The sequence below is a fragment of the Halomonas sp. NYA30 genome (assembly GCF_976980765.1).
Genome location: NZ_OZ334477.1, coordinates 392,428 through 410,744, shown reverse-complemented (window position 1 = coordinate 410,744; position 18,317 = coordinate 392,428). Strand labels below are relative to the sequence as shown.

Here is an 18,317-nt window from a genome sequence, read left to right as displayed (position 1 = left end):
TCATTAATCACCAGTCATTGATAACCCTTCGTTCATAACAAGGACATGCCATGTTTACGCGTACCATTGAGCCAGCGTTTTACGACACCGACGCCCTAGGGCATATCAATAATACTCGACTACCCGCGTGGTTTGAGCTGGCCCGTAACGACTTATTCAAACTCTTCACGCCTGATTTAAACCCGAAGAAGTGGCGCTTAATTATGGCGCGTATGGAAGTCGACTACCGAGCTGAACTGTTTTACGGTCACGACATCGAAATACGTACGTATTTAACACGCTTGGGCAACAGTTCGTTTACGGTGACCCAAGAGGCGCGCCAGCACGGCACACTTACCAACCTGGGTCACACCGTTATGGTGCAGTACGACCACCAGGCTAAGTGTGCCAAGCCCATCGAGGGAAATTTACGTGAGGCGTTAACGGCCCACCTGCAAGATGCCCCTGAATGAACACGCCTGACCGACGCTGCCCCGCACTGCCGGGGCAATAGGAGCCACGCTTATGGCCATCCGCTACAACCTCTGGATAGACCCTGACAACGTTGCGCAGCACCGTGCCGTTGAAGCGGATCTTGAGCACTACTTTGTTGAGCGCTTCGCTGACTATCCGCATATCCGCTTGTTTGGGGCAGACCCCTACGATTATGATGCCCCCTTCAATCGCCTTTATGATGTGCTAATGGCACGAGCCGCTGAATACTGTGAGCGGACGTGGTGCTATGTTGCGTCGCCCGAACAGCTCAATCGCTGCTTTTTCCGTGCCGTTGGCCGCTCAAACAAATTTGTGAGAGACCAACCCGATGGTGATACGCACCAATCAGGCGCCTGACGAACGTCAGCTCGCCATTATTGCTCAACAGCTTGGCCGCGCACCGCGTGGCATTGAAGCAGTAGCCGCCACTGACGGCGAAGGCACGCCGCTGGTGCTACGCATGTCTCCTATCGTTGATGGCAAACCTTTTCCTACGCTGTATTGGCTCTGCTCAGACGTGCTTAAAGTAGAAATTTCTCGCATTGAAGCGGTGGGCGTTATCAAAGCGCTCGAACAGCGGCTGCAGGAAGAACCAGACTTTCTTGAGGCTTATTTGCAAAGTCACCGTGATTATGTGGCTGCTCGCTGGGACTATATGAGCGATGCCCAGCGCCAAGAAGTCGCTCAGTTGGGCTATACCGACGTAATGACCGAGCGCGGCATTGGCGGCATTAGTAACTGGCACCAAGTGCGCTGTCTGCACACTCAGTATGCTCATCACCTTTGCGGTAACAACGTTATAGGGCAATGGATGGATCAACACCACCAGGTCGACCGCTGCCTACCCTAAGTAACGGATTAGTCACTTTTCATTTTTAGCGTTAGGAAAAAGCGAATGGCTCGAATTTGTGTCTATCTTGGCTCTCGTGAGGGTAATAGCCCAGTTTTCCGGCAGGCGACCAATAAACTAGGACGCACGCTTGCCGAGCGTGGTCACACGCTGGTTTATGGTGGGGCACGCATTGGCCTGATGGGTGAGCTGGCGAATTCAGTGTTGGAGGCAGGCGGTAATGTCATTGGCGTAATGCCTGAACACTTAGTGGAGCGAGAACAGGCACACTTTGGGTTAAGCGAGCTGATTCGGGTGCGTAATATGCATGAACGCAAAGCCACCATGGCGGCTAATGCCGACGCTTTTATTGCCTTACCCGGCGGGATTGGCACCTTTGAAGAGCTGTTTGAAATATGGACGTGGGGCTATCTGGGCCTGCATGAAAAACCCATGGGGCTGCTTAACATCGACGAGTTCTATTCACCGCTGCTGACCTTTTTAGACAGTACTGTCAGCCATGGCTTTTTGGCATCCGCCACTCGTGACATGCTGCTCGACGCAGCAACATCCAATGAACTGCTTGATGCATTAGAAGCTCAGCTATAGTGCTGACGGGGGAAGAGTGAGGGAGACGTTACTAGCGGCCCATACGCTCGGTGAGCTGGCGGGTATGCTGATAAGTCAATTGTAGCAAACGTGCATCTTCACCTGCCCGATGACGGTGAATACCGCGTTCGGCGATCATTGCTTCTTTGGTGTCGCTCCATAACGCTTGCTGCTCTTCGCTGAGCAGTATCCTTAGCGCCTCAAGACGAAAACGCGGCAGCATACCCGCGTGATGAAAGAGCAGGGAAAGCCAGGTGTTGTCGTAGCCCCAGCTATCACTGTAGGCCTTGCCTAACTCGCGCAGCTCGTCGTTTAACCAGTGGGCAACCTGACGCACGGGATAGCCCTCCTGAATGAGGCGCTCACGAGAGATACCGTGCAGCAGCTCCGCCTTTGGGTCCCAGTGCGTCCACTCATCTAGCGGTTGAATGAGAAAGGCGCAGCAGCTTCCATCAGCCCGTGCGATGCCTATTTCGATGGGATAACTGCCACGCCCAAATCCGGAGGCTTCAATATCTAGTACTGTGGGTAGCGTCTCGGACACAACCTTCCTCACTCAATCAAAACGTGAAAGCGCTTATGCGACGGCCACGTCATCTAGCGGCTGCTGTTCGGCCTGTCGCTGCCAATAAGCGGCTCGCTCATCATCTACCGTCAAGCCTAGCTCACCCAGGCGATAAGCTCGGGCAAGACGCTCGGCGGCTAAAAAATGCCCAGACTGGGCAGCGCGGGCATACCACGTCACCGCATAATCTTCGCGACGGGGGTATTGCACACAGCCATGCTCATGGATTTGCGCTACTTGGTACTGAGACTTTACATCTCCTGCATGCGCTGCTTCCAGAACATACCGCGCACCACGCGCCTTATCCTGAGGCGTTTGACTGCGATGAAAAAGCATATGACCATAAACGGAAAGCGCATCAGGGTGACCCGCCTCCGCACAACGCTTAAACAAGCGCATCGTTAAACGCTGGGTACGCGGAGAACGCGGCAATAGCCAGCGATTATGAAACAGCCGTTTAGCTAGACGAAATTCTAGCCGAGTAAACAACGTTGATGCCTGCAGCATGGCAAACCACCCTGCCTATCTGTTGGGACCTTGGGCCAGCAGCCACCAAAAACAGCTACCAACCACACGAGAAACCGGCCTTTAGCCGGTCGATGGGCTGGCAAGCATACGCCTGCCTTTGCGACGACTCAACCCCATTAATTTGCTGCTTTCCAAGAGCCTCGCTAACATGCCATGCATACGCCGTTTACCACCCTGCCAGGGTGGCTTATTTTTTGGCAATGCCGCCTTAGTAAGGAGATAAAAATGCAAACGCGCCCACTTGGCAGAACCGGCATGGAGGTCAGTCGACTCTGCTTAGGCACGATGACGTTTGGCGAGCAAAATAGCGAAGCCGAAGCCCATGAGCAGCTTGACCGAGCCGTGGCATTTGGCATCAATTTCATTGATACCGCTGAAATGTACCCTGTCCCCCCGATGGCCACTACCCAAGGTCTTACGGAGCGCTATATCGGCAGTTGGCTCAAGCAGCGTGGCGCTCGGGACGACCTTATTATAGCTACTAAAGCCGCTGGCCCAGGGCTTGACCATATCCGTGGAGGCCCACGCCTGACTCGTGAACATATTCACCAAGCTATCGATACAAGCTTAAAGCGGTTAAATACCGATTACATAGATCTTTACCAGCTGCACTGGCCCGACCGTCAAACCAACTTCTTTGGCAAGCTAGGCTACGTACATAGCGAAGACGAAGATGCGACGCCGTTAGAAGAAACGCTCTCCGCCCTGAAAGAACTGGTCGATGCAGGCAAGGTGCGAGCCATTGGGCTCTCTAATGAAACGCCCTGGGGTGTCATGCGCTCCCTGCAGTTGGCAGATCAGTTGGATTTACCCCGCGTGGCGTCTATTCAAAACCCCTACAGCCTTCTTAACCGCTCCTTTGAAGTCGGTTTGGCTGAAATTGCCCACCGTGAAGACGTCGGCCTACTTGCCTATTCACCGCTAGGTTTTGGGGTACTCTCAGGTAAATACCTGAATGGCGCGCAGCCACCCAAAGGCCGTTTAACGCTGTATGAGCGCTTCAAGCGCTACACTTCGCCGGAAGCCGAAGCGGCCACCCAGGCTTACGTCGCTCTGGCTGAAAAGCACGAGCTAGATCCCGCCCAAATGGCGCTGGCGTTTGTTAACTCACGCAGCTTCTTGACCAGCAATATTATTGGCGCGACCACCATGGAGCAGTTGGAAAGTAATCTTGCCAGCGAAAGCCTCAAGCTGGACAACGACGTGCTAGAGGCAATCGAAGGCATTCACCGCCGCATGCCGAACCCCTGCCCTTAAAACAGCCGTTAAAAGCACAGTCGACTCTCACCAAGCTATCACCACTATAGCCTCGGCCTTCGCCGAGGCTTGGTATACTGAGCTCACTTATATCAAGCTTTTATTTACCAGAGCACGACCAGGAGCATGCGATGCTGAGTGTTATCTCTCCCGCCAAAACGCTGGATTTCGAAACCCCACCGACTACAGAGCAAGTGTCACAGCCCGATTTTCTGAAACAGAGCAAAGCGCTTATCACTATTTTGCGCGACTACTCGCCGCAACAAATCAGCGAGCTCATGGGGATCAGCGATAAATTAGCGAGCTTGAATGCAGCGCGTTTTGAAGAGTGGCGTCCGCCCTTCACTCTGAGCAATGCCAAACCTGCTGTCCAGGCTTTTCAAGGCGACGTCTATACGGGCCTGCAAGCGGAAAATTTTAGTGAAGCAGAGAACCGCTATGCACAATCGCATCTGCGCATACTTTCCGGATTATATGGCTTGCTTAGGCCACTGGATTTAATTCAACCCTATCGGCTGGAGATGGGCACCAAGCTGCCTAACAGTGCCGGTAAAGATCTCTATGCTTACTGGAAGCCCACCCTAACACCCGCACTCAATGAGGCAATTGCTGAAAGCGGCTCCAACGTACTGGTGAATCTCGCCTCGAACGAGTACTTCAAAGCGGTAGATACCAAGCAGCTCAATGCGCGGGTCATTACGCCAGTGTTTAAAGATGAGAAAAACGGAACCTTTAAAATCATCAGCTTCTACGCCAAAAAAGCACGTGGCCTGATGAGCGCCTGGATGATTCAGCAGCAAGTCAACGAACCAGATGAACTCAAGGCATTCGATGTTGCTGGTTATCGCTTCGATGCCTCGGCATCTCAGGGAGATACTTTCGTTTTCACTCGCAAAGAAACCGATCGCTAAAGCAAATAGCCAGGTTAGTAAAATCTAGAAAAAACGTACGGGGCGTGAAGAACGCGGCTTTAAAAACCGCTGATGCGCCTCTTTAAACTGCGCTGTGTCACAGCGGTGTAGCCACTCATAAGCCACCATATCAGCTGTCACAGCCACAGCACCGCTTGCGCAAGCACGCTCACGCGCCAACGTAGCCTCTTGTGGTCGACGGCTGGCAGACGCTTCGCTAAGCCAATACAGCTCGTAACCTGCCGCTAGCAACCCCAACCCCGTTTGCAGCACGCAGATATGCGCTTCTGTTCCACACAGAACAATCTGCGTTTTTCCGGATGCTTTTAATGCTGATTCAAACTCAGCTTCTGCCATGACACCGAAGTGCTGTTTTTGCCATAGGCGATAGTCGTTTAGAGCGGCCATTAAAGATGGCGCGGTACCACCTAATTTTTCAGGGTTTTGCTCTGTTAACCATACAGGCACCTTAAGCATGCACGCCATTTCACCTAGCCAAGCCGCTTCGTTAATGGCTTCTTGACCACCATCGATTACAGGCAGCAAGCCCGCCTGGAAATCGACCATTAACAACAGACTTTTATCGCGTTGTAGTTGCACGTTGCCTCCGCCGTTTTTATCGTTATTTAGGCTAACCATAATAGACGCAACACAAACAATAAAGCAGCCGCTTTTCAGCGACTGCTTAGGCTAACTCAACAAACAAATGCTCGGCCTAGTTCTCGGCTGCATCTTCCATATCTTCGCCGAGCTCTTCCATGCTCTCCCCGGCTTCTTCTGTGCTTTCATCAATGTTTTCACCCGCTTCTTCTGCGGGGCCTTGATCATCACAAGCGACAAGACCGCCTGCCATCAAAGCCATAAATAGGGCGATGGCTAGCTTTTTGGCTAATTGCGTCGTCATACCGTTTCTCCTCCTGAGATTTTACTTCTGGGTACGTGCAATATAATACTAGATGCTGCTTGGCAACAATACCATATCTAATACGCAACTTATTGTTATAGATATATTTAAAACGACTGCTTTAATATCAAAAATGAGTACAGCTTTGTTATTGCGAACGCAGTGACGCAATCTCAGGGATAGGCCGCCGCGGGCGTGAGCTTGCGTCGTCGCAAGCGCCTCGCAATGACATTCACAGCAGGCTCCGCCATGCCCGCTTATTGAGCGCTACGTTTTTCTTTCAGGCAACAAAAAACCCAACCGGGTGGCTGGGTTCTTCGTTGAATAGGTGCCTGACGATGACCTACTCTCGCATGGGGAGACCCCACACTACCATCGGCGCTAAGCGGTTTCACTGCTGAGTTCGGCAAGGGATCAGGTGGTTCACGCGTGCTATGGTCGTCAGGCGTAACTGTTAATGTACATCATGCTGTTTGTGATCGTCTCATTGCTTGCCGCCCTGGTATTCTGTTACCTGAGCCACACGCTGCGTATCCGGCTTTCTGTTGATCTCTCAACCTTCACGTCATCATCACGACCAGACCCCTTGGGTGTTATAGGGTCAAGCCTCACGGGCCATTAGTACACGTTAGCTCAACGCCTTGCAGCGCTTCCACACCGTGCCTATCAACCAGCTGGTCTCGCTGGGCCCTTCAGGAGGCTCTAGGCCTCAGGGATGTCTCATCTTGAAGGGGGCTTCCCGCTTAGATGCTTTCAGCGGTTATCCCGTCCGACCATAGCTACCCGGCAATGCCACTGGCGTGACAACCGGAACACCAGAGGGTCGTCCACTCCGGTCCTCTCGTACTAGGAGCAGCCCTTCTCAAACATCCAACGCCCACGGCAGATAGGGACCGAACTGTCTCACGACGTTCTAAACCCAGCTCGCGTACCACTTTAAATGGCGAACAGCCATACCCTTGGGACCGACTTCAGCCCCAGGATGTGATGAGCCGACATCGAGGTGCCAAACACCGCCGTCGATGTGAACTCTTGGGCGGTATCAGCCTGTTATCCCCGGAGTACCTTTTATCCGTTGAGCGATGGCCCTTCCATACAGAACCACCGGATCACTAGAACCTGCTTTCGCACCTGCTCGACGTGTCTGTCTCGCAGTCAAGCACCCTTATGCTCTTGCACTCAATGCACGATGTCCGACCGTGCTGAGGGTACCTTCGTGCTCCTCCGTTACTCTTTAGGAGGAGACCGCCCCAGTCAAACTACCCACCACACACTGTCCTCGATCCGGATAACGGACCTGAGTGAGAACGCCAATGATGCCAGGCTGGTATTTCAAGGTTGGCTCCCTCCGAACTGGCGTCCAGAGTTCAAAGCCTCCCAGCTATCCTACACAGGCAACATCAGCGTCCAGTGTGAAGCTATAGTAAAGGTTCACGGGGTCTTTCCGTCTAGCCGCGGGTACACCGCATCTTCACGGCGATTTCAATTTCACTGAGTCTCGGGTGGAGACAGCGTGGCCATCATTACGCCATTCGTGCAGGTCGGAACTTACCCGACAAGGAATTTCGCTACCTTAGGACCGTTATAGTTACGGCCGCCGTTTACCGGGGCTTCAATCAAGAGCTTCGCCTTGCGGCTAACACCATCATTTAACCTTCCGGCACCGGGCAGGCGTCACACCCTATACGTCCGCTTGCGCGTTAGCAGAGTGCTGTGTTTTTAATAAACAGTTGCAGCCACCTGGTATCTTCGACCGGTTCGGGCTTAGAGAGCAAGTCTCATCACCCTACGCCGGCGTGCCTTCTCCCGAAGTTACGGCACCATTTTGCCTAGTTCCTTCACCCGAGTTCTCTCAAGCGCCTTGGGATTCTCACCCTGACCACCTGTGTCGGTTTGGGGTACGGTCGCACATGATCTGAAGCTTAGAGGCTTTTCCTGGAAGCGTGGCATCAGTGACTTCCTGACCGTGGTCAGTTCATCTCGTGTCTCGGCCTTAAAGGATCCCGGATTTACCTAAGATCCAAGCCTACTCACTTTCACCAGGACAACCAACGCCTGGCTCACCTAGCCTTCTTCGTCCCCCCATCGCAACCATGTCCGGTACGGGAATATTGACCCGTTTCCCATCGACTACGCCTTTCGGCCTCGCCTTAGGGGCCGACTCACTCTGCTCCGATTAGCGTCGAACAGAAACCCTTGGTCTTCCGGCGAGGGAGTTTTTCACTCCCTTTATCGTTACTCATGTCAGCATTCGCACTCGTGATACCTCCAGCGAACTTCTCAATTCACCTTCATTGGCGTACACGACGCTCCTCTACCGCTCATTCCGAAGAATGAACCCGTAGCTTCGGTACCTGGTTTAGCCCCGTTACATCTTCCGCGCAGGCCGACTCGACTAGTGAGCTATTACGCTTTCTTTAAAGGATGGCTGCTTCTAAGCCAACCTCCTAGCTGTCTGAGCCTTCCCACATCGTTTCCCACTTAACCAGGATTTCGGGACCTTAGCTGACGGTCTGGGTTGTTTCCCTTTTCACGACGGACGTTAGCACCCGCCGTGTGTCTCCCACGCGTTACTCACCGGTATTCGGAGTTTGCCTCGGGTTGGTAAGTCGGGATGACCCCCTAGCCGAAACAGTGCTCTACCCCCGGCGGTACTACGTGAGGCGCTACCTAAATAGCTTTCGAGGAGAACCAGCTATCTCCGAGCTTGATTAGCCTTTCACTCCGATCCACAAGTCATCCAAATCTTTTTCAACAGATCCTGGTTCGGGCCTCCAATTGATGTTACTCAATCTTCACCCTGCTCATGGATAGATCGCTCGGTTTCGGGTCTATATCCAGCGACTGTGTCGCCCAGTTAAGACTCGGTTTCCCTACGGCTCCCCTATACGGTTAACCTCGCCACTGAATATAAGTCGCTGACCCATTATACAAAAGGTACGCCGTCACCCAACAAGTGGGCTCCGACTGCTTGTACGCACACGGTTTCAGGATCTATTTCACTCCCCTCTCCGGGGTTCTTTTCGCCTTTCCCTCACGGTACTGGTTCACTATCGGTCAGCCAGGAGTATTTAGCCTTGGAGGATGGTCCCCCCGTCTTCAGTCAAGGTTTCTCGTGCCCCGACCTACTCGATTTCACATGATCAGATTTTCGACTACGGGGCTATCACCCGCTACGGCCAGACTTCCCAATCTGTTCGCCTAATCAGTCACATGCTTAAGGGCTGGTCCCCGTTCGCTCGCCGCTACTAGGGGAATCTCGGTTGATTTCTTTTCCTCAGGGTACTTAGATGTTTCAGTTCCCCTGGTTCGCCTCGTACATCTATGTATTCAATGCACGATACTCATCTTATGATGAGTGGGTTTCCCCATTCAGAGATGTCCGGGTCACAGGTTGTTGCCACCTCACCGAACCTTATCGCAGGCTACCACGTCTTTCATCGCCTCTGGCTGCCTAGGCATCCACCGTGTGCGCTTCATTGCTTGACCCTATAACCCGAAGGAGTCTGGACTCGCAATGATCACGTTTCATTTTGCCGGATACGCTGACGCGTATCACAATTTAAGACCACTTCTTACGAAGTGTTCTTGTCAGCATGATATACATTGTTAAAGAGCGACTGCTATAAGCAGTGATAAGCGTTCTTTCGACTTAAAAAGAAGAAAAGGACCTTTAAAGATTTATAAAACCTTAAAAGCTATTTTTTCTTTTTAACGTGAAAAAAACAGACTCGCTTATCACTGCGTATCAACAGCATTCTGATCAGGTAATTCATTGTGGACGCTTACTGAGCGTGACGCATCGTTTAAGGAGGTGATCCAGCCGCAGGTTCCCCTACGGCTACCTTGTTACGACTTCACCCCAGTCATGAACCACACCGTGGTGATCGCCCTCTTGCGTTAGGCTAACCACTTCTGGTGCAGTCCACTCCCATGGTGTGACGGGCGGTGTGTACAAGGCCCGGGAACGTATTCACCGTGACATTCTGATTCACGATTACTAGCGATTCCGACTTCACGGAGTCGAGTTGCAGACTCCGATCCGGACTGAGACCGGCTTTAAGGGATTCGCTGACTCTCGCGAGCTCGCAGCCCTTTGTACCGGCCATTGTAGCACGTGTGTAGCCCTACCCGTAAGGGCCATGATGACTTGACGTCGTCCCCACCTTCCTCCGGTTTGTCACCGGCAGTCTCCTTAGAGTTCCCACCATTACGTGCTGGCAAATAAGGACAAGGGTTGCGCTCGTTACGGGACTTAACCCAACATTTCACAACACGAGCTGACGACAGCCATGCAGCACCTGTCTCTGCGTTCCCGAAGGCACCCCGGAATCTCTTCCGGGTTCGCAGGATGTCAAGGGTAGGTAAGGTTCTTCGCGTTGCATCGAATTAAACCACATGCTCCACCGCTTGTGCGGGCCCCCGTCAATTCATTTGAGTTTTAACCTTGCGGCCGTACTCCCCAGGCGGTCGACTTATCGCGTTAACTTCGCCACAAAGTGCTCTAGGCACCCAACGGCTGGTCGACATCGTTTACGGCGTGGACTACCAGGGTATCTAATCCTGTTTGCTACCCACGCTTTCGCACCTCAGTGTCAGTGTCAGTCCAGAAGGCCGCCTTCGCCACTGGTATTCCTCCCGATCTCTACGCATTTCACCGCTACACCGGGAATTCTACCTTCCTCTCCTGCACTCTAGCCTGACAGTTCCGGATGCCGTTCCCAGGTTGAGCCCGGGGCTTTCACAACCGGCTTATCAAGCCACCTACGCGCGCTTTACGCCCAGTAATTCCGATTAACGCTTGCACCCTCCGTATTACCGCGGCTGCTGGCACGGAGTTAGCCGGTGCTTCTTCTGCGAGTGATGTCTTTCCTACCGGGTATTAACCGATAGGCGTTCTTCCTCGCTGAAAGTGCTTTACAACCCGAGGGCCTTCTTCACACACGCGGCATGGCTGGATCAGGGTTGCCCCCATTGTCCAATATTCCCCACTGCTGCCTCCCGTAGGAGTTCGGGCCGTGTCTCAGTCCCGATGTGGCTGATCATCCTCTCAGACCAGCTACGGATCGTCGCCTTGGTAAGCCATTACCTTACCAACTAGCTAATCCGACATAGGCTCATCCAATAGCGGGAGCCGAAGCCCCCTTTCTCCCGTAGGACGTATGCGGTATTAGCCTGGGTTTCCCCAGGTTATCCCCCACTATCGGGCAGATTCCTATGCATTACTCACCCGTCCGCCGCTCGTCAGCATCTAGCAAGCTAGATCTGTTACCGCTCGACTTGCATGTGTTAGGCCTGCCGCCAGCGTTCAATCTGAGCCATGATCAAACTCTTCAGTTTACAATCATTGTGATCCTTACTCGTCACTCGAAAGTGACAAAAGCGGATCAAACTTGGCTCAAGGTTCAAACGAATTCACTGTGATACTCCGAAGAGTATCGATATGTTCGCTTGCCTTGATATTTGGTGATTTGTCACCAACGTCAGCAAGCGCCCACATGAATTACCTGATCAAATTGTTAAAGAGCGGTTTCGCTGTCCTGGTCACTGTGAAAGCAACCTGGCGAGCCGTTGACTTGGCTTACCTCAGCGAGGAAGGCGTATTCTACGCATTTCCTGGTGGTTGTCAACCGCTGTGCTTAGCGGAACGAAGCGAGCGATGAAACTTGCGCTAACTTCCTGACAAACCAAGGCTTTTACACCTTATTCACCGCTGGTAACGCTTGGCGTCCCCGGCAGCGGATGCGTACTATACGACCTCACTGACGGGTTGGCAATGAGGTTGTTGAAAAATAAGCACAGAAAGTTCAAATAAGTGTCACACGGGCGTAACGTTTCTTACCCGCCTGAATCACATAGCTCTTACCTGTTGCCAGCATGGTGTCTTTGGCAACGACGTCGCCGTCGACCTTGACCCGGCCATTACCCAGCATATCTTTGGCTTGGGCACTGTTGTTCGCAAGCTCTGCTCTATTAAGCACTGCCGCAATGGGCGCTTGCTCGCTGCCTTCGAAATCGACCGTGACTTCCGGCAGATCTTCTGGGAGTTCGCCATCGGCCAACTGATTACCCGTAGACTTGTGCGCATTGGCGGCTGCTTCGTCCCCGTGGTAACGGGCAATCAGCTCTCGCGCCAGCTCCATCTTTATATCCCGTGGGTTCGCGCCCTGCTCAACGCTCTGCTGAAGCGCGTCGATCTCTTCGTTCGATTTCAAAGAGAGCAACTCAAAGTAGCGCCACATTAAGCTATCCGGCATGGAGACCAGTTTGTTGAACATCGAACCCGGCGCTTCATCGACACCAATGTAGTTGCCCAAGGACTTCGACATCTTCTGCACGCCGTCTAAACCTTCCAACAGCGGCATGGTAATGACCACCTGGGGTTCCTGGCCGAAGTGCTTTTGAATCTCACGCCCCATTAGCAGGTTGAACTTCTGGTCGGTGCCGCCCAGCTCCACGTCCGCCTCAAGCGCTACCGAGTCGTAGCCTTGTACCAGCGGGTAGAGAAATTCGTGAATAGCAATGGACTGATTGGCCTTATAGCGCTTTTCAAAGTCGTCCCGTTCCAGCATACGGGCAACGGTGCTTTGGGCGGCCAACTCGATCATTTTGGCGGCGGTGAGCTCGCTAAACCACTCGGCGTTAAAACGTACCTCGGTCTTTTCAGGGTCGAGGATTTTAAACACCTGCTCTTTGTAAGTTTCGGCGTTGGCTTTCACGTCCTCTTCGGTGAGCGGTTTGCGCGTCACGTTCTTACCGGTGGGGTCACCAATACGACCGGTGAAATCGCCGATCAAAAAGATAACCGTGTGGCCTAAGTCTTGAAACTGGCGCATTTTGGTTAATAACACGCTGTGTCCCAGGTGCAGGTCAGGGGCCGTGGGATCAAAACCCGCTTTAATACGCAGTTTGCGGCCGGAGGCCAGCTTCTTTTTTAACTCATCCTCTACCAGGATTTCATGCGTACCGCGCGATAACAGCGCTAAAGCCTGATCCACCTCACTCATTGCCTCTCTCCACTATAAAGAACCGCCCATACCGGGCTCAGGTGATAAATAACCGACGATGTTACCATGCTCGTTCGCCTTGGTTGAGCCTTGGTTTAGCGCTGACCCAGGTTTAGCCTCAGCCCCGCTTTGTACGAGTTTGCTTATGAAAACGCCTAACGCTTCGCCGCTTTACTATATTGGCCTGATGTCCGGCACTAGTCTGGACGGTATTGATGCGGCACTTATCGCTATCGAAAATGGCTCGCCGCCGCGTTTATTGGCCACCCATGCCGAACCCATGCCAGATGAGCTACATCGCCTGCTGCTCACACTGTGTCATGCAGAGCAGGTAAGTTTCGCGCAACTCGCAGCAGCGGAACACGCGTTCTGCCAATGCCAATCCCGCGCCGTACAACGCCTATTAGCACCCCTTTCAGTGGGCGTAGAACAAATCAGCGCCATCGGTAGCCACGGCCAAACCATTGAACACGCCCCCACAGGCCACAACGGTGGGCCGGCGTATACGCTTCAGTTGGATAATCCAAGCCTGCTGGCAGAAATTACCGGCTGCACGGTGGTCGCCGATTTTCGCCGCCGAGACCTAGCCGCTGGCGGACAGGCCGCCCCGCTGGCACCGGCCTTTCATCAGGCGCTGTTTGGGCGAGCAGACGCGCATCAGTTGGTACTTAACCTGGGCGGCTTTGCCAACCTCACTTGGCTTTCAAGCCAGCCGAGCGATCCAGTAATCGGTTTTGATACCGGGCCCGCGAATGTTTTGTTGGATGGCTGGTTTGCCTTGCATCAGGGCGGCCGCTTTGACCGGGACGGCGCATGGGCGGCTAGCGGAAAGATAGATGAGAAGCTGTTAGCTCGACTGTTATCCGAACCGTTCTTCCAGCAGCCGCCGCCGAGAAGCACAGGGCGTGAGCTATTTCATCTGGATTGGCTACGAAAACATCTCAGCGGCCAGGAAGCCGCCGCTGATGTACAGGCGACGCTGGCCGAGCTCACAGCCGTCAGTGTCGCCCAAGGGATTGAACAACTGCGGATCGACGACGGCCCGCTCATGCTGATCACCGCTGGCGGCGGTGCTCACAACGGCTACTTAATGCAGCGCCTTGCCCATCACCTGCCTCGGGCCACGCTGACTTCGCCATCGGCATATGGCTGGCCTGAAGACTGGATAGAAGCCGGCGCCTTTGCCTGGCTGGCTCATCAGCGATTGAATCACCTGCCTGGCAACTTGCCTTCGGTCACCGGTGCGCAGGGCCTGCGGGTGCTGGGCGGCATTTATGCTGCGTAGTTTTTTGCTGCGCAGTTAACGCTTAGTAATCATCGCCATCGCGCAGGCTTAAATGGCTCGGCACCTGTTCATCTAACGAGAGATTGCGCCCCTTAGCATCACTAACGTTGAGCAGCATGCGCAGGTCGTTAGCCGAGTCGGCGTGTGCCATGGCCACCTCTCTACTGATATGCCCCGCTTGATGCAGATCATGCAGCGCCTGATCGAAGGTCTGCATGCCGGCATCGCGGGACTTGGCCATCGCTGCTTTAATCTCGGCGACCTCCCCTTTACGGATCAAGTCGGCAATGCGCGGCGACTGCAGCATGATCTCAATGGCTGCACGGCGCCCACCCGCAAGCGTGGGCAGCAGTTGCTGAGCAACGACCGCACGCAGATTCAACGAAAGATCCATCCATATCTGCTCATGGCGTTCATGGGGGAAAAAATGAATGATGCGCTCCAACGCCTGATTGGCGTTATTGGCGTGCAGCGTTGCCAGACAGAGGTGGCCGGTTTCGGCGAAGGTGAGTGCGTGCTCCATGGTTTCCCGGGTGCGGATTTCACCAATCAGAATCACATCCGGCGCCTGACGCAGGGTATTTTTTAGCGCCACCTCAAATGACTCGGTATCTATCCCCACTTCCCGCTGATTCACAATCGCACGCTTGTGCGGGTGCAGGTACTCAATCGGGTCTTCGATGCTGATGATATGACCGCCGACGGTCTCGTTGCGCTGCTGAATCATCGCTGCCAGAGTCGTTGATTTGCCGGTTCCCGTACCGCCTACCACCAGTACCAGCCCGCGTTTGGCCTGAGCTAATTCAGCCAACTGCTCCGGCACGCCTAGCGCCTCCAGGCGAGGAATTTCAATCGCGATGCTGCGTACCACCATCGCCATCTGGTTGCGCTGCTGAAACGCGCTGACCCGAAAACGCCCTTTGCCCTCGCGACTCAGCGCGAAGTTCGCTTCATGCTCACTGGCAAACCGTTCGCGCAACCCTTCCGGCAGCGTGTGGGTGACCAGTTCGTTGACCTGATGGGCAGTTAAACGCTGCTGACCCAACGGCACCAGCCCATCGGGCATTTTCAGGCTTGGCGGCGCACCCACGGAGATGAGCAAATCGGAAGCGTTCTGCTCGACCATAATATCGAGTAGTTGATGCAGCCACTGGGTGGGCGAAAGTTGGGCATCTGGCACTCTATGCTCCTTATTCATCCTTCATCGACAGCGTTCCCTTCGCACTCAGCTGCGCCTCTTCCAAACTAACCGTACCGTCTTTCACTAACCGTGACAGCGCGGCATCCAGGGTTTGCATGCCCAGGCTGCCGCCGGTTTGAATGGACGAATACATCTGCGCCACTTTGTCTTCGCGAATCAAGTTGCGTACTGCCGAAGTGGCGATGAGGATTTCATGCGCCGCCACACGTCCGCCTCCCTGGCGTTTAAGCAGTGATTGCGACACCACCGCCTGGAGCGATTCGGACAGCATCGAACGCACCATGGCTTTCTCTTCGCCGGGAAAGACATCAATGATGCGGTCAACGGTTTTAGCTGCCGAAGTAGTGTGTAGCGTCCCCAGCACCAAGTGCCCCGTCTCTGCCGCAGTAAGCGCCAGGCGGATAGTTTCAAGATCACGCAGCTCACCGACCAGGATCACATCGGGATCTTCACGCAGCGCACTGCGCAGCGCGTCGGCAAAGCTATGGGTATCGCGGTGCACTTCGCGTTGATTAATCAAACAGCGCTTGCTGGCATGCACAAACTCAACGGGATCTTCAATGGTGAGAATGTGCTCGTAACGATGATCGTTAATGTAATCGATCATCGCGGCCAGCGTGGTGCTTTTGCCCGAGCCCGTTGGCCCCGTCACCAGCACCAAGCCCCGCGGCAACATCGCCAAACGCTCAAATACTTCACCTAGCCCCAGGGTTTGCATGGAGAGTACTTGGTTGGGAATGGTGCGAAAGACCGCCCCCGCCCCGCGCGCTTGGGTAAAAACGTTGACGCGAAAACGCGCCACACCTAGCAACTCAAAGGAAAAATCAATTTCCAGATGCTCTTCGTAGTCGCGCCGCTGTCGATCATTCATGATGTCGTAGATCAATTTGCGCACATCGTTATTATCGATAGCGGGCACATTGAGCCGACGAATATCGCCATCAACACGTATCATGGGCGGCAAACCGGCCGAAAGGTGCAAGTCAGAGGCATTCTGCTTTGCCGAGAATGCTAGCAGTTCGGTAATATCCATCTCTCTTCCCAGCTGCGGTAAGGTGCTTGAGTATGACAGACATCGCGCTTAACGAGTCACTTGACTATTCATACGGTCAGGCACGTGAACGCCTGCGTAAAGCGCTAGAGGATGCAGGGCGCACTCAGGATGACGCCACACTACTGGCAGTCAGCAAAACCAAACCAGCGGCAATGATTCGCCAGGCTTGGCAGCTTGGCCAGCGCGAATTTGGTGAAAACTACCTGCAAGAAGCGCTGGAGAAGCAGACTGAGCTTGCTGACCTTGACGACATTGTATGGCATTTCATTGGGCCGCTGCAGTCCAACAAGACCCGCGCCGTTGCCGAGCACTTTGATTGGGTGCACAGCGTCGATCGTCTAAAAATTGCCAAGCGCCTCAGCGAACAGCGCCCCGCCCACCTAGCGCCGCTGAATATCTGCCTGCAGGTTAATATCAGCCGCGAAGAGAGCAAGGCCGGCGTGCTGCCGGAAGACCTGGAGGAGCTGGCCAAAGAAGTCGCCACGCTGCCTAACCTGCACTTGCGCGGCTTAATGGCGATTCCCGCCCCGGCGGAAGGCGTAGAGGCTCAGCGCCAGCCATTGGCAGCGCTACGCGAGGCATTAACCTCCCTACAGAGCCGCTTGCCTGACGCGCCTCTCGACACACTCTCCATGGGCATGAGCGATGATTTAGAGGCAGCGATACTGGAAGGCGCCACGCTGGTAAGGTTAGGCACGGCGATTTTCGGCGCCCGCCACATGGCGTAAGCCAACAGCAGCAGGCGGCGAGCATTGCCACCAGCGCTTACTGAATCAATGATCACACTTCACTAAAGGATACTCAGATGGCGAACAAGATTACCTTTATTGGGGCCGGCAACATGGCCAGCGCCATTATCGGCGGCCTCATCGACAGCGGCGTAGATGCCAAGACCATCACCGCCACCGCGCCCAATGACAGCGAACTGGCAGCGATCAAGCAGCGCCTAGGCATCAATACCGACACCGACAACAACGCGGCGGTGGCGGACAGCGACGTAGTAGTATTAGCGGTAAAACCACAAATCATGCGCAACGTCTGCGAAGCGCTGCGTGACAGCGTTCGGCACCAGCAGCCGTTGGTTATCTCGATTGCTGCCGGTCTGGATGCCGATACGATTGATCAATGGCTAGGTGGCAATAACGCCATGGTGCGCTGCATGCCCAATACGCCCTCGCTAGTGGGCTATGGCGCCAGCGGTCTTTACGCCAACGCCAAGGTTAGCGACGCCCAGCGCGATGTGGCCACCCAGCTAATGGAAGCGGTCGGCATTGTGGAGTGGGTCGAAGAAGAAGCACTGTTAGATGCAGTGACCGCCGTTTCCGGCAGCGCACCGGCTTACTTCTTTCTGATGTTCGAAGCCATGGAGGAAGCCGCGGTCAAACTCGGCCTGCCTGCCCCCACCGCGCGGCGCCTTGCCATTCAAACCGCACTGGGCGCCGCCACCATGGCCCAGCAAAGCGATAAAGACCCGGCCACGCTGAAACAGAACGTCATGTCGCCGGGCGGCACCACGGAACGTGCCATTCAACACATGGAAGAGGCACAATTGCGCACCACGATTGCCGACGCCATGCAGGCATGTGCCGATCGCGCCCAGGCAATGGCTGAGGAACTGAGCGGAGAGTGACATAACAGTACTGAAATAACGGTTCAGTAACGCCAACGCTTCGCAACGAATCATCAAGGAGAC

The 18,317-nt window shown here is 54.2% G+C and carries 16 protein-coding genes and 3 rRNA genes; 9 read left to right on the top strand and 10 right to left on the bottom strand.

Annotation, left to right across the window (positions count from 1 at the left end; genetic code table 11):
• Positions 1-50 precede the first annotated feature (50 nt).
• The 4 genes from ACWI0H_RS02015 to ACWI0H_RS02000 are packed head-to-tail and all read left to right on the top strand — an operon-like array spanning position 51 to position 1,912.
• Positions 51-452: an acyl-CoA thioesterase gene (locus tag ACWI0H_RS02015; protein ID WP_101146649.1), complete on the top strand. Its 402-nt coding sequence runs from the start codon at positions 51-53 to the stop codon at positions 450-452.
• A gap of 52 nt (positions 453-504) precedes the next feature.
• Complete coding sequence (locus ACWI0H_RS02010) at positions 505-831, top strand: hypothetical protein (protein WP_008956368.1); 327 nt, start codon at positions 505-507, stop codon at positions 829-831.
• The gene (locus ACWI0H_RS02005) at positions 803-1,324 is read left to right on the top strand and encodes a DUF501 domain-containing protein (protein WP_035586146.1); all 522 of its coding nucleotides are present in this window, start codon (positions 803-805) and stop codon (positions 1,322-1,324) included. The genes ACWI0H_RS02010 and ACWI0H_RS02005 overlap by 29 nt, the downstream gene beginning before the upstream one ends.
• 45 nt (positions 1,325-1,369) lie before the next feature.
• Positions 1,370-1,912: an LOG family protein gene (locus ACWI0H_RS02000; protein WP_101146650.1), complete on the top strand. Its 543-nt coding sequence runs from the start codon at positions 1,370-1,372 to the stop codon at positions 1,910-1,912.
• Positions 1,913-1,943: 31 nt separating this feature from the next.
• On the opposite strand, the gene ACWI0H_RS01995 is transcribed toward ACWI0H_RS02000, so the two are convergent.
• Together ACWI0H_RS01995 and ACWI0H_RS01990 are read right to left on the bottom strand one after the other, a co-directional pair.
• Positions 1,944-2,456 (bottom strand): hypothetical protein, encoded by a 513-nt coding sequence (locus ACWI0H_RS01995; protein ID WP_101146651.1) that lies wholly within the window; start codon positions 2,454-2,456, stop codon positions 1,944-1,946.
• Positions 2,457-2,489: 33 nt separating this feature from the next.
• On the bottom strand, positions 2,490-2,984 hold the full coding sequence (locus tag ACWI0H_RS01990) for a tetratricopeptide repeat protein (protein ID WP_101146652.1): 495 nt from the start codon (positions 2,982-2,984) through the stop codon (positions 2,490-2,492).
• 246 nt (positions 2,985-3,230) lie between these two features.
• Between ACWI0H_RS01990 and ACWI0H_RS01985 the strand changes: the two genes are divergently transcribed.
• Complete coding sequence (locus tag ACWI0H_RS01985) at positions 3,231-4,262, top strand: NADP(H)-dependent aldo-keto reductase (protein WP_485874661.1); 1,032 nt, start codon at positions 3,231-3,233, stop codon at positions 4,260-4,262.
• A gap of 131 nt (positions 4,263-4,393) precedes the next feature.
• Positions 4,394-5,173, top strand: coding sequence for a peroxide stress protein YaaA (yaaA, locus tag ACWI0H_RS01980; RefSeq protein ID WP_485874660.1), 780 nt, complete (start codon positions 4,394-4,396; stop codon positions 5,171-5,173).
• Positions 5,174-5,197: 24 nt separating this feature from the next.
• Here yaaA and ACWI0H_RS01975 read toward each other — a convergent pair whose 3' ends face one another.
• From ACWI0H_RS01975 to tyrS, 6 genes are all read right to left on the bottom strand, one after another.
• Complete coding sequence (locus tag ACWI0H_RS01975; RefSeq protein WP_485874659.1) at positions 5,198-5,773, bottom strand: isochorismatase family protein; 576 nt, start codon at positions 5,771-5,773, stop codon at positions 5,198-5,200.
• Between the two features lie 115 nt (positions 5,774-5,888).
• Entirely contained in the window at positions 5,889-6,077 is a 189-nt protein-coding gene (locus ACWI0H_RS01970) for a hypothetical protein (protein ID WP_485874658.1), read from the bottom strand.
• 330 nt (positions 6,078-6,407) lie between these two features.
• A 5S ribosomal RNA gene (gene rrf / locus ACWI0H_RS01965) occupies positions 6,408-6,523 on the bottom strand.
• A 151-nt stretch (positions 6,524-6,674) separates the two neighbouring features.
• Positions 6,675-9,566: ribosomal RNA gene (locus ACWI0H_RS01960) — 23S ribosomal RNA — on the bottom strand.
• A gap of 318 nt (positions 9,567-9,884) precedes the next feature.
• Positions 9,885-11,417: ribosomal RNA gene (locus ACWI0H_RS01955) — 16S ribosomal RNA — on the bottom strand.
• The 16S, 23S and 5S rRNA genes sit together here, the layout of an rRNA operon.
• Positions 11,418-11,884: 467 nt before the next feature.
• The gene (gene tyrS / locus ACWI0H_RS01950) at positions 11,885-13,084 is read right to left on the bottom strand and encodes a tyrosine--tRNA ligase (protein ID WP_485874657.1); all 1,200 of its coding nucleotides are present in this window, start codon (positions 13,082-13,084) and stop codon (positions 11,885-11,887) included.
• 145 nt (positions 13,085-13,229) lie between these two features.
• Here tyrS and ACWI0H_RS01945 point away from each other — a divergent pair, with 145 nt between their 5' ends.
• Positions 13,230-14,369 carry an anhydro-N-acetylmuramic acid kinase gene (locus ACWI0H_RS01945; protein WP_485874656.1) on the top strand — a complete coding sequence of 380 codons (1,140 nt, stop codon included), beginning with the start codon at positions 13,230-13,232 and terminating at the stop codon, positions 14,367-14,369.
• Positions 14,370-14,391: 22 nt separating this feature from the next.
• Here ACWI0H_RS01945 and ACWI0H_RS01940 read toward each other — a convergent pair whose 3' ends face one another.
• Both ACWI0H_RS01940 and ACWI0H_RS01935 read right to left on the bottom strand, forming a co-directional pair.
• A complete protein-coding gene (locus ACWI0H_RS01940) occupies positions 14,392-15,567 on the bottom strand; it encodes a PilT/PilU family type 4a pilus ATPase (RefSeq protein WP_485874655.1) in 1,176 nt (391 codons plus the stop codon).
• A complete protein-coding gene (locus ACWI0H_RS01935; protein ID WP_485874654.1) occupies positions 15,560-16,603 on the bottom strand; it encodes a type IV pilus twitching motility protein PilT in 1,044 nt (347 codons plus the stop codon). The genes ACWI0H_RS01940 and ACWI0H_RS01935 overlap by 8 nt, the downstream gene beginning before the upstream one ends.
• A 32-nt stretch (positions 16,604-16,635) precedes the next feature.
• Between ACWI0H_RS01935 and ACWI0H_RS01930 the strand changes: the two genes are divergently transcribed.
• Both ACWI0H_RS01930 and proC read left to right on the top strand, forming a co-directional pair.
• Complete coding sequence (locus ACWI0H_RS01930) at positions 16,636-17,352, top strand: YggS family pyridoxal phosphate-dependent enzyme (RefSeq protein WP_485874653.1); 717 nt, start codon at positions 16,636-16,638, stop codon at positions 17,350-17,352.
• A gap of 77 nt (positions 17,353-17,429) precedes the next feature.
• Positions 17,430-18,254, top strand: a complete 825-nt coding sequence (gene proC, locus ACWI0H_RS01925) for a pyrroline-5-carboxylate reductase (RefSeq protein ID WP_485874652.1) — start codon at positions 17,430-17,432, stop codon at positions 18,252-18,254.
• Positions 18,255-18,317 lie beyond the last annotated feature (63 nt).

Excerpts from the sequence above, each read along its gene's own strand:
- tyrS (WP_485874657.1), bottom strand. The coding sequence starts at position 13,084 with ATGAGTGAGGTGGATCAGGCTTTAGCGCTGTTATCGCGCGGTACGCAT.
- ACWI0H_RS02005 (WP_035586146.1), top strand. The coding sequence starts at position 803 with ATGGTGATACGCACCAATCAGGCGCCTGACGAACGTCAGCTCGCCATT.
- yaaA (WP_485874660.1), top strand. The coding sequence starts at position 4,394 with ATGCTGAGTGTTATCTCTCCCGCCAAAACGCTGGATTTCGAAACCCCA.
- ACWI0H_RS02010 (WP_008956368.1), top strand. The coding sequence starts at position 505 with ATGGCCATCCGCTACAACCTCTGGATAGACCCTGACAACGTTGCGCAG.
- ACWI0H_RS01985 (WP_485874661.1), top strand. The coding sequence starts at position 3,231 with ATGCAAACGCGCCCACTTGGCAGAACCGGCATGGAGGTCAGTCGACTC.
- ACWI0H_RS01990 (WP_101146652.1), bottom strand. The coding sequence starts at position 2,984 with ATGCTGCAGGCATCAACGTTGTTTACTCGGCTAGAATTTCGTCTAGCT.
- ACWI0H_RS02000 (WP_101146650.1), top strand. The coding sequence starts at position 1,370 with ATGGCTCGAATTTGTGTCTATCTTGGCTCTCGTGAGGGTAATAGCCCA.
- proC (WP_485874652.1), top strand. The coding sequence starts at position 17,430 with ATGGCGAACAAGATTACCTTTATTGGGGCCGGCAACATGGCCAGCGCC.
- ACWI0H_RS02015 (WP_101146649.1), top strand. The coding sequence starts at position 51 with ATGTTTACGCGTACCATTGAGCCAGCGTTTTACGACACCGACGCCCTA.
- ACWI0H_RS01970 (WP_485874658.1), bottom strand. The coding sequence starts at position 6,077 with ATGACGACGCAATTAGCCAAAAAGCTAGCCATCGCCCTATTTATGGCT.
- ACWI0H_RS01945 (WP_485874656.1), top strand. The coding sequence starts at position 13,230 with ATGAAAACGCCTAACGCTTCGCCGCTTTACTATATTGGCCTGATGTCC.
- ACWI0H_RS01935 (WP_485874654.1), bottom strand. The coding sequence starts at position 16,603 with ATGGATATTACCGAACTGCTAGCATTCTCGGCAAAGCAGAATGCCTCT.
- ACWI0H_RS01930 (WP_485874653.1), top strand. The coding sequence starts at position 16,636 with ATGACAGACATCGCGCTTAACGAGTCACTTGACTATTCATACGGTCAG.
- ACWI0H_RS01940 (WP_485874655.1), bottom strand. The coding sequence starts at position 15,567 with ATGAATAAGGAGCATAGAGTGCCAGATGCCCAACTTTCGCCCACCCAG.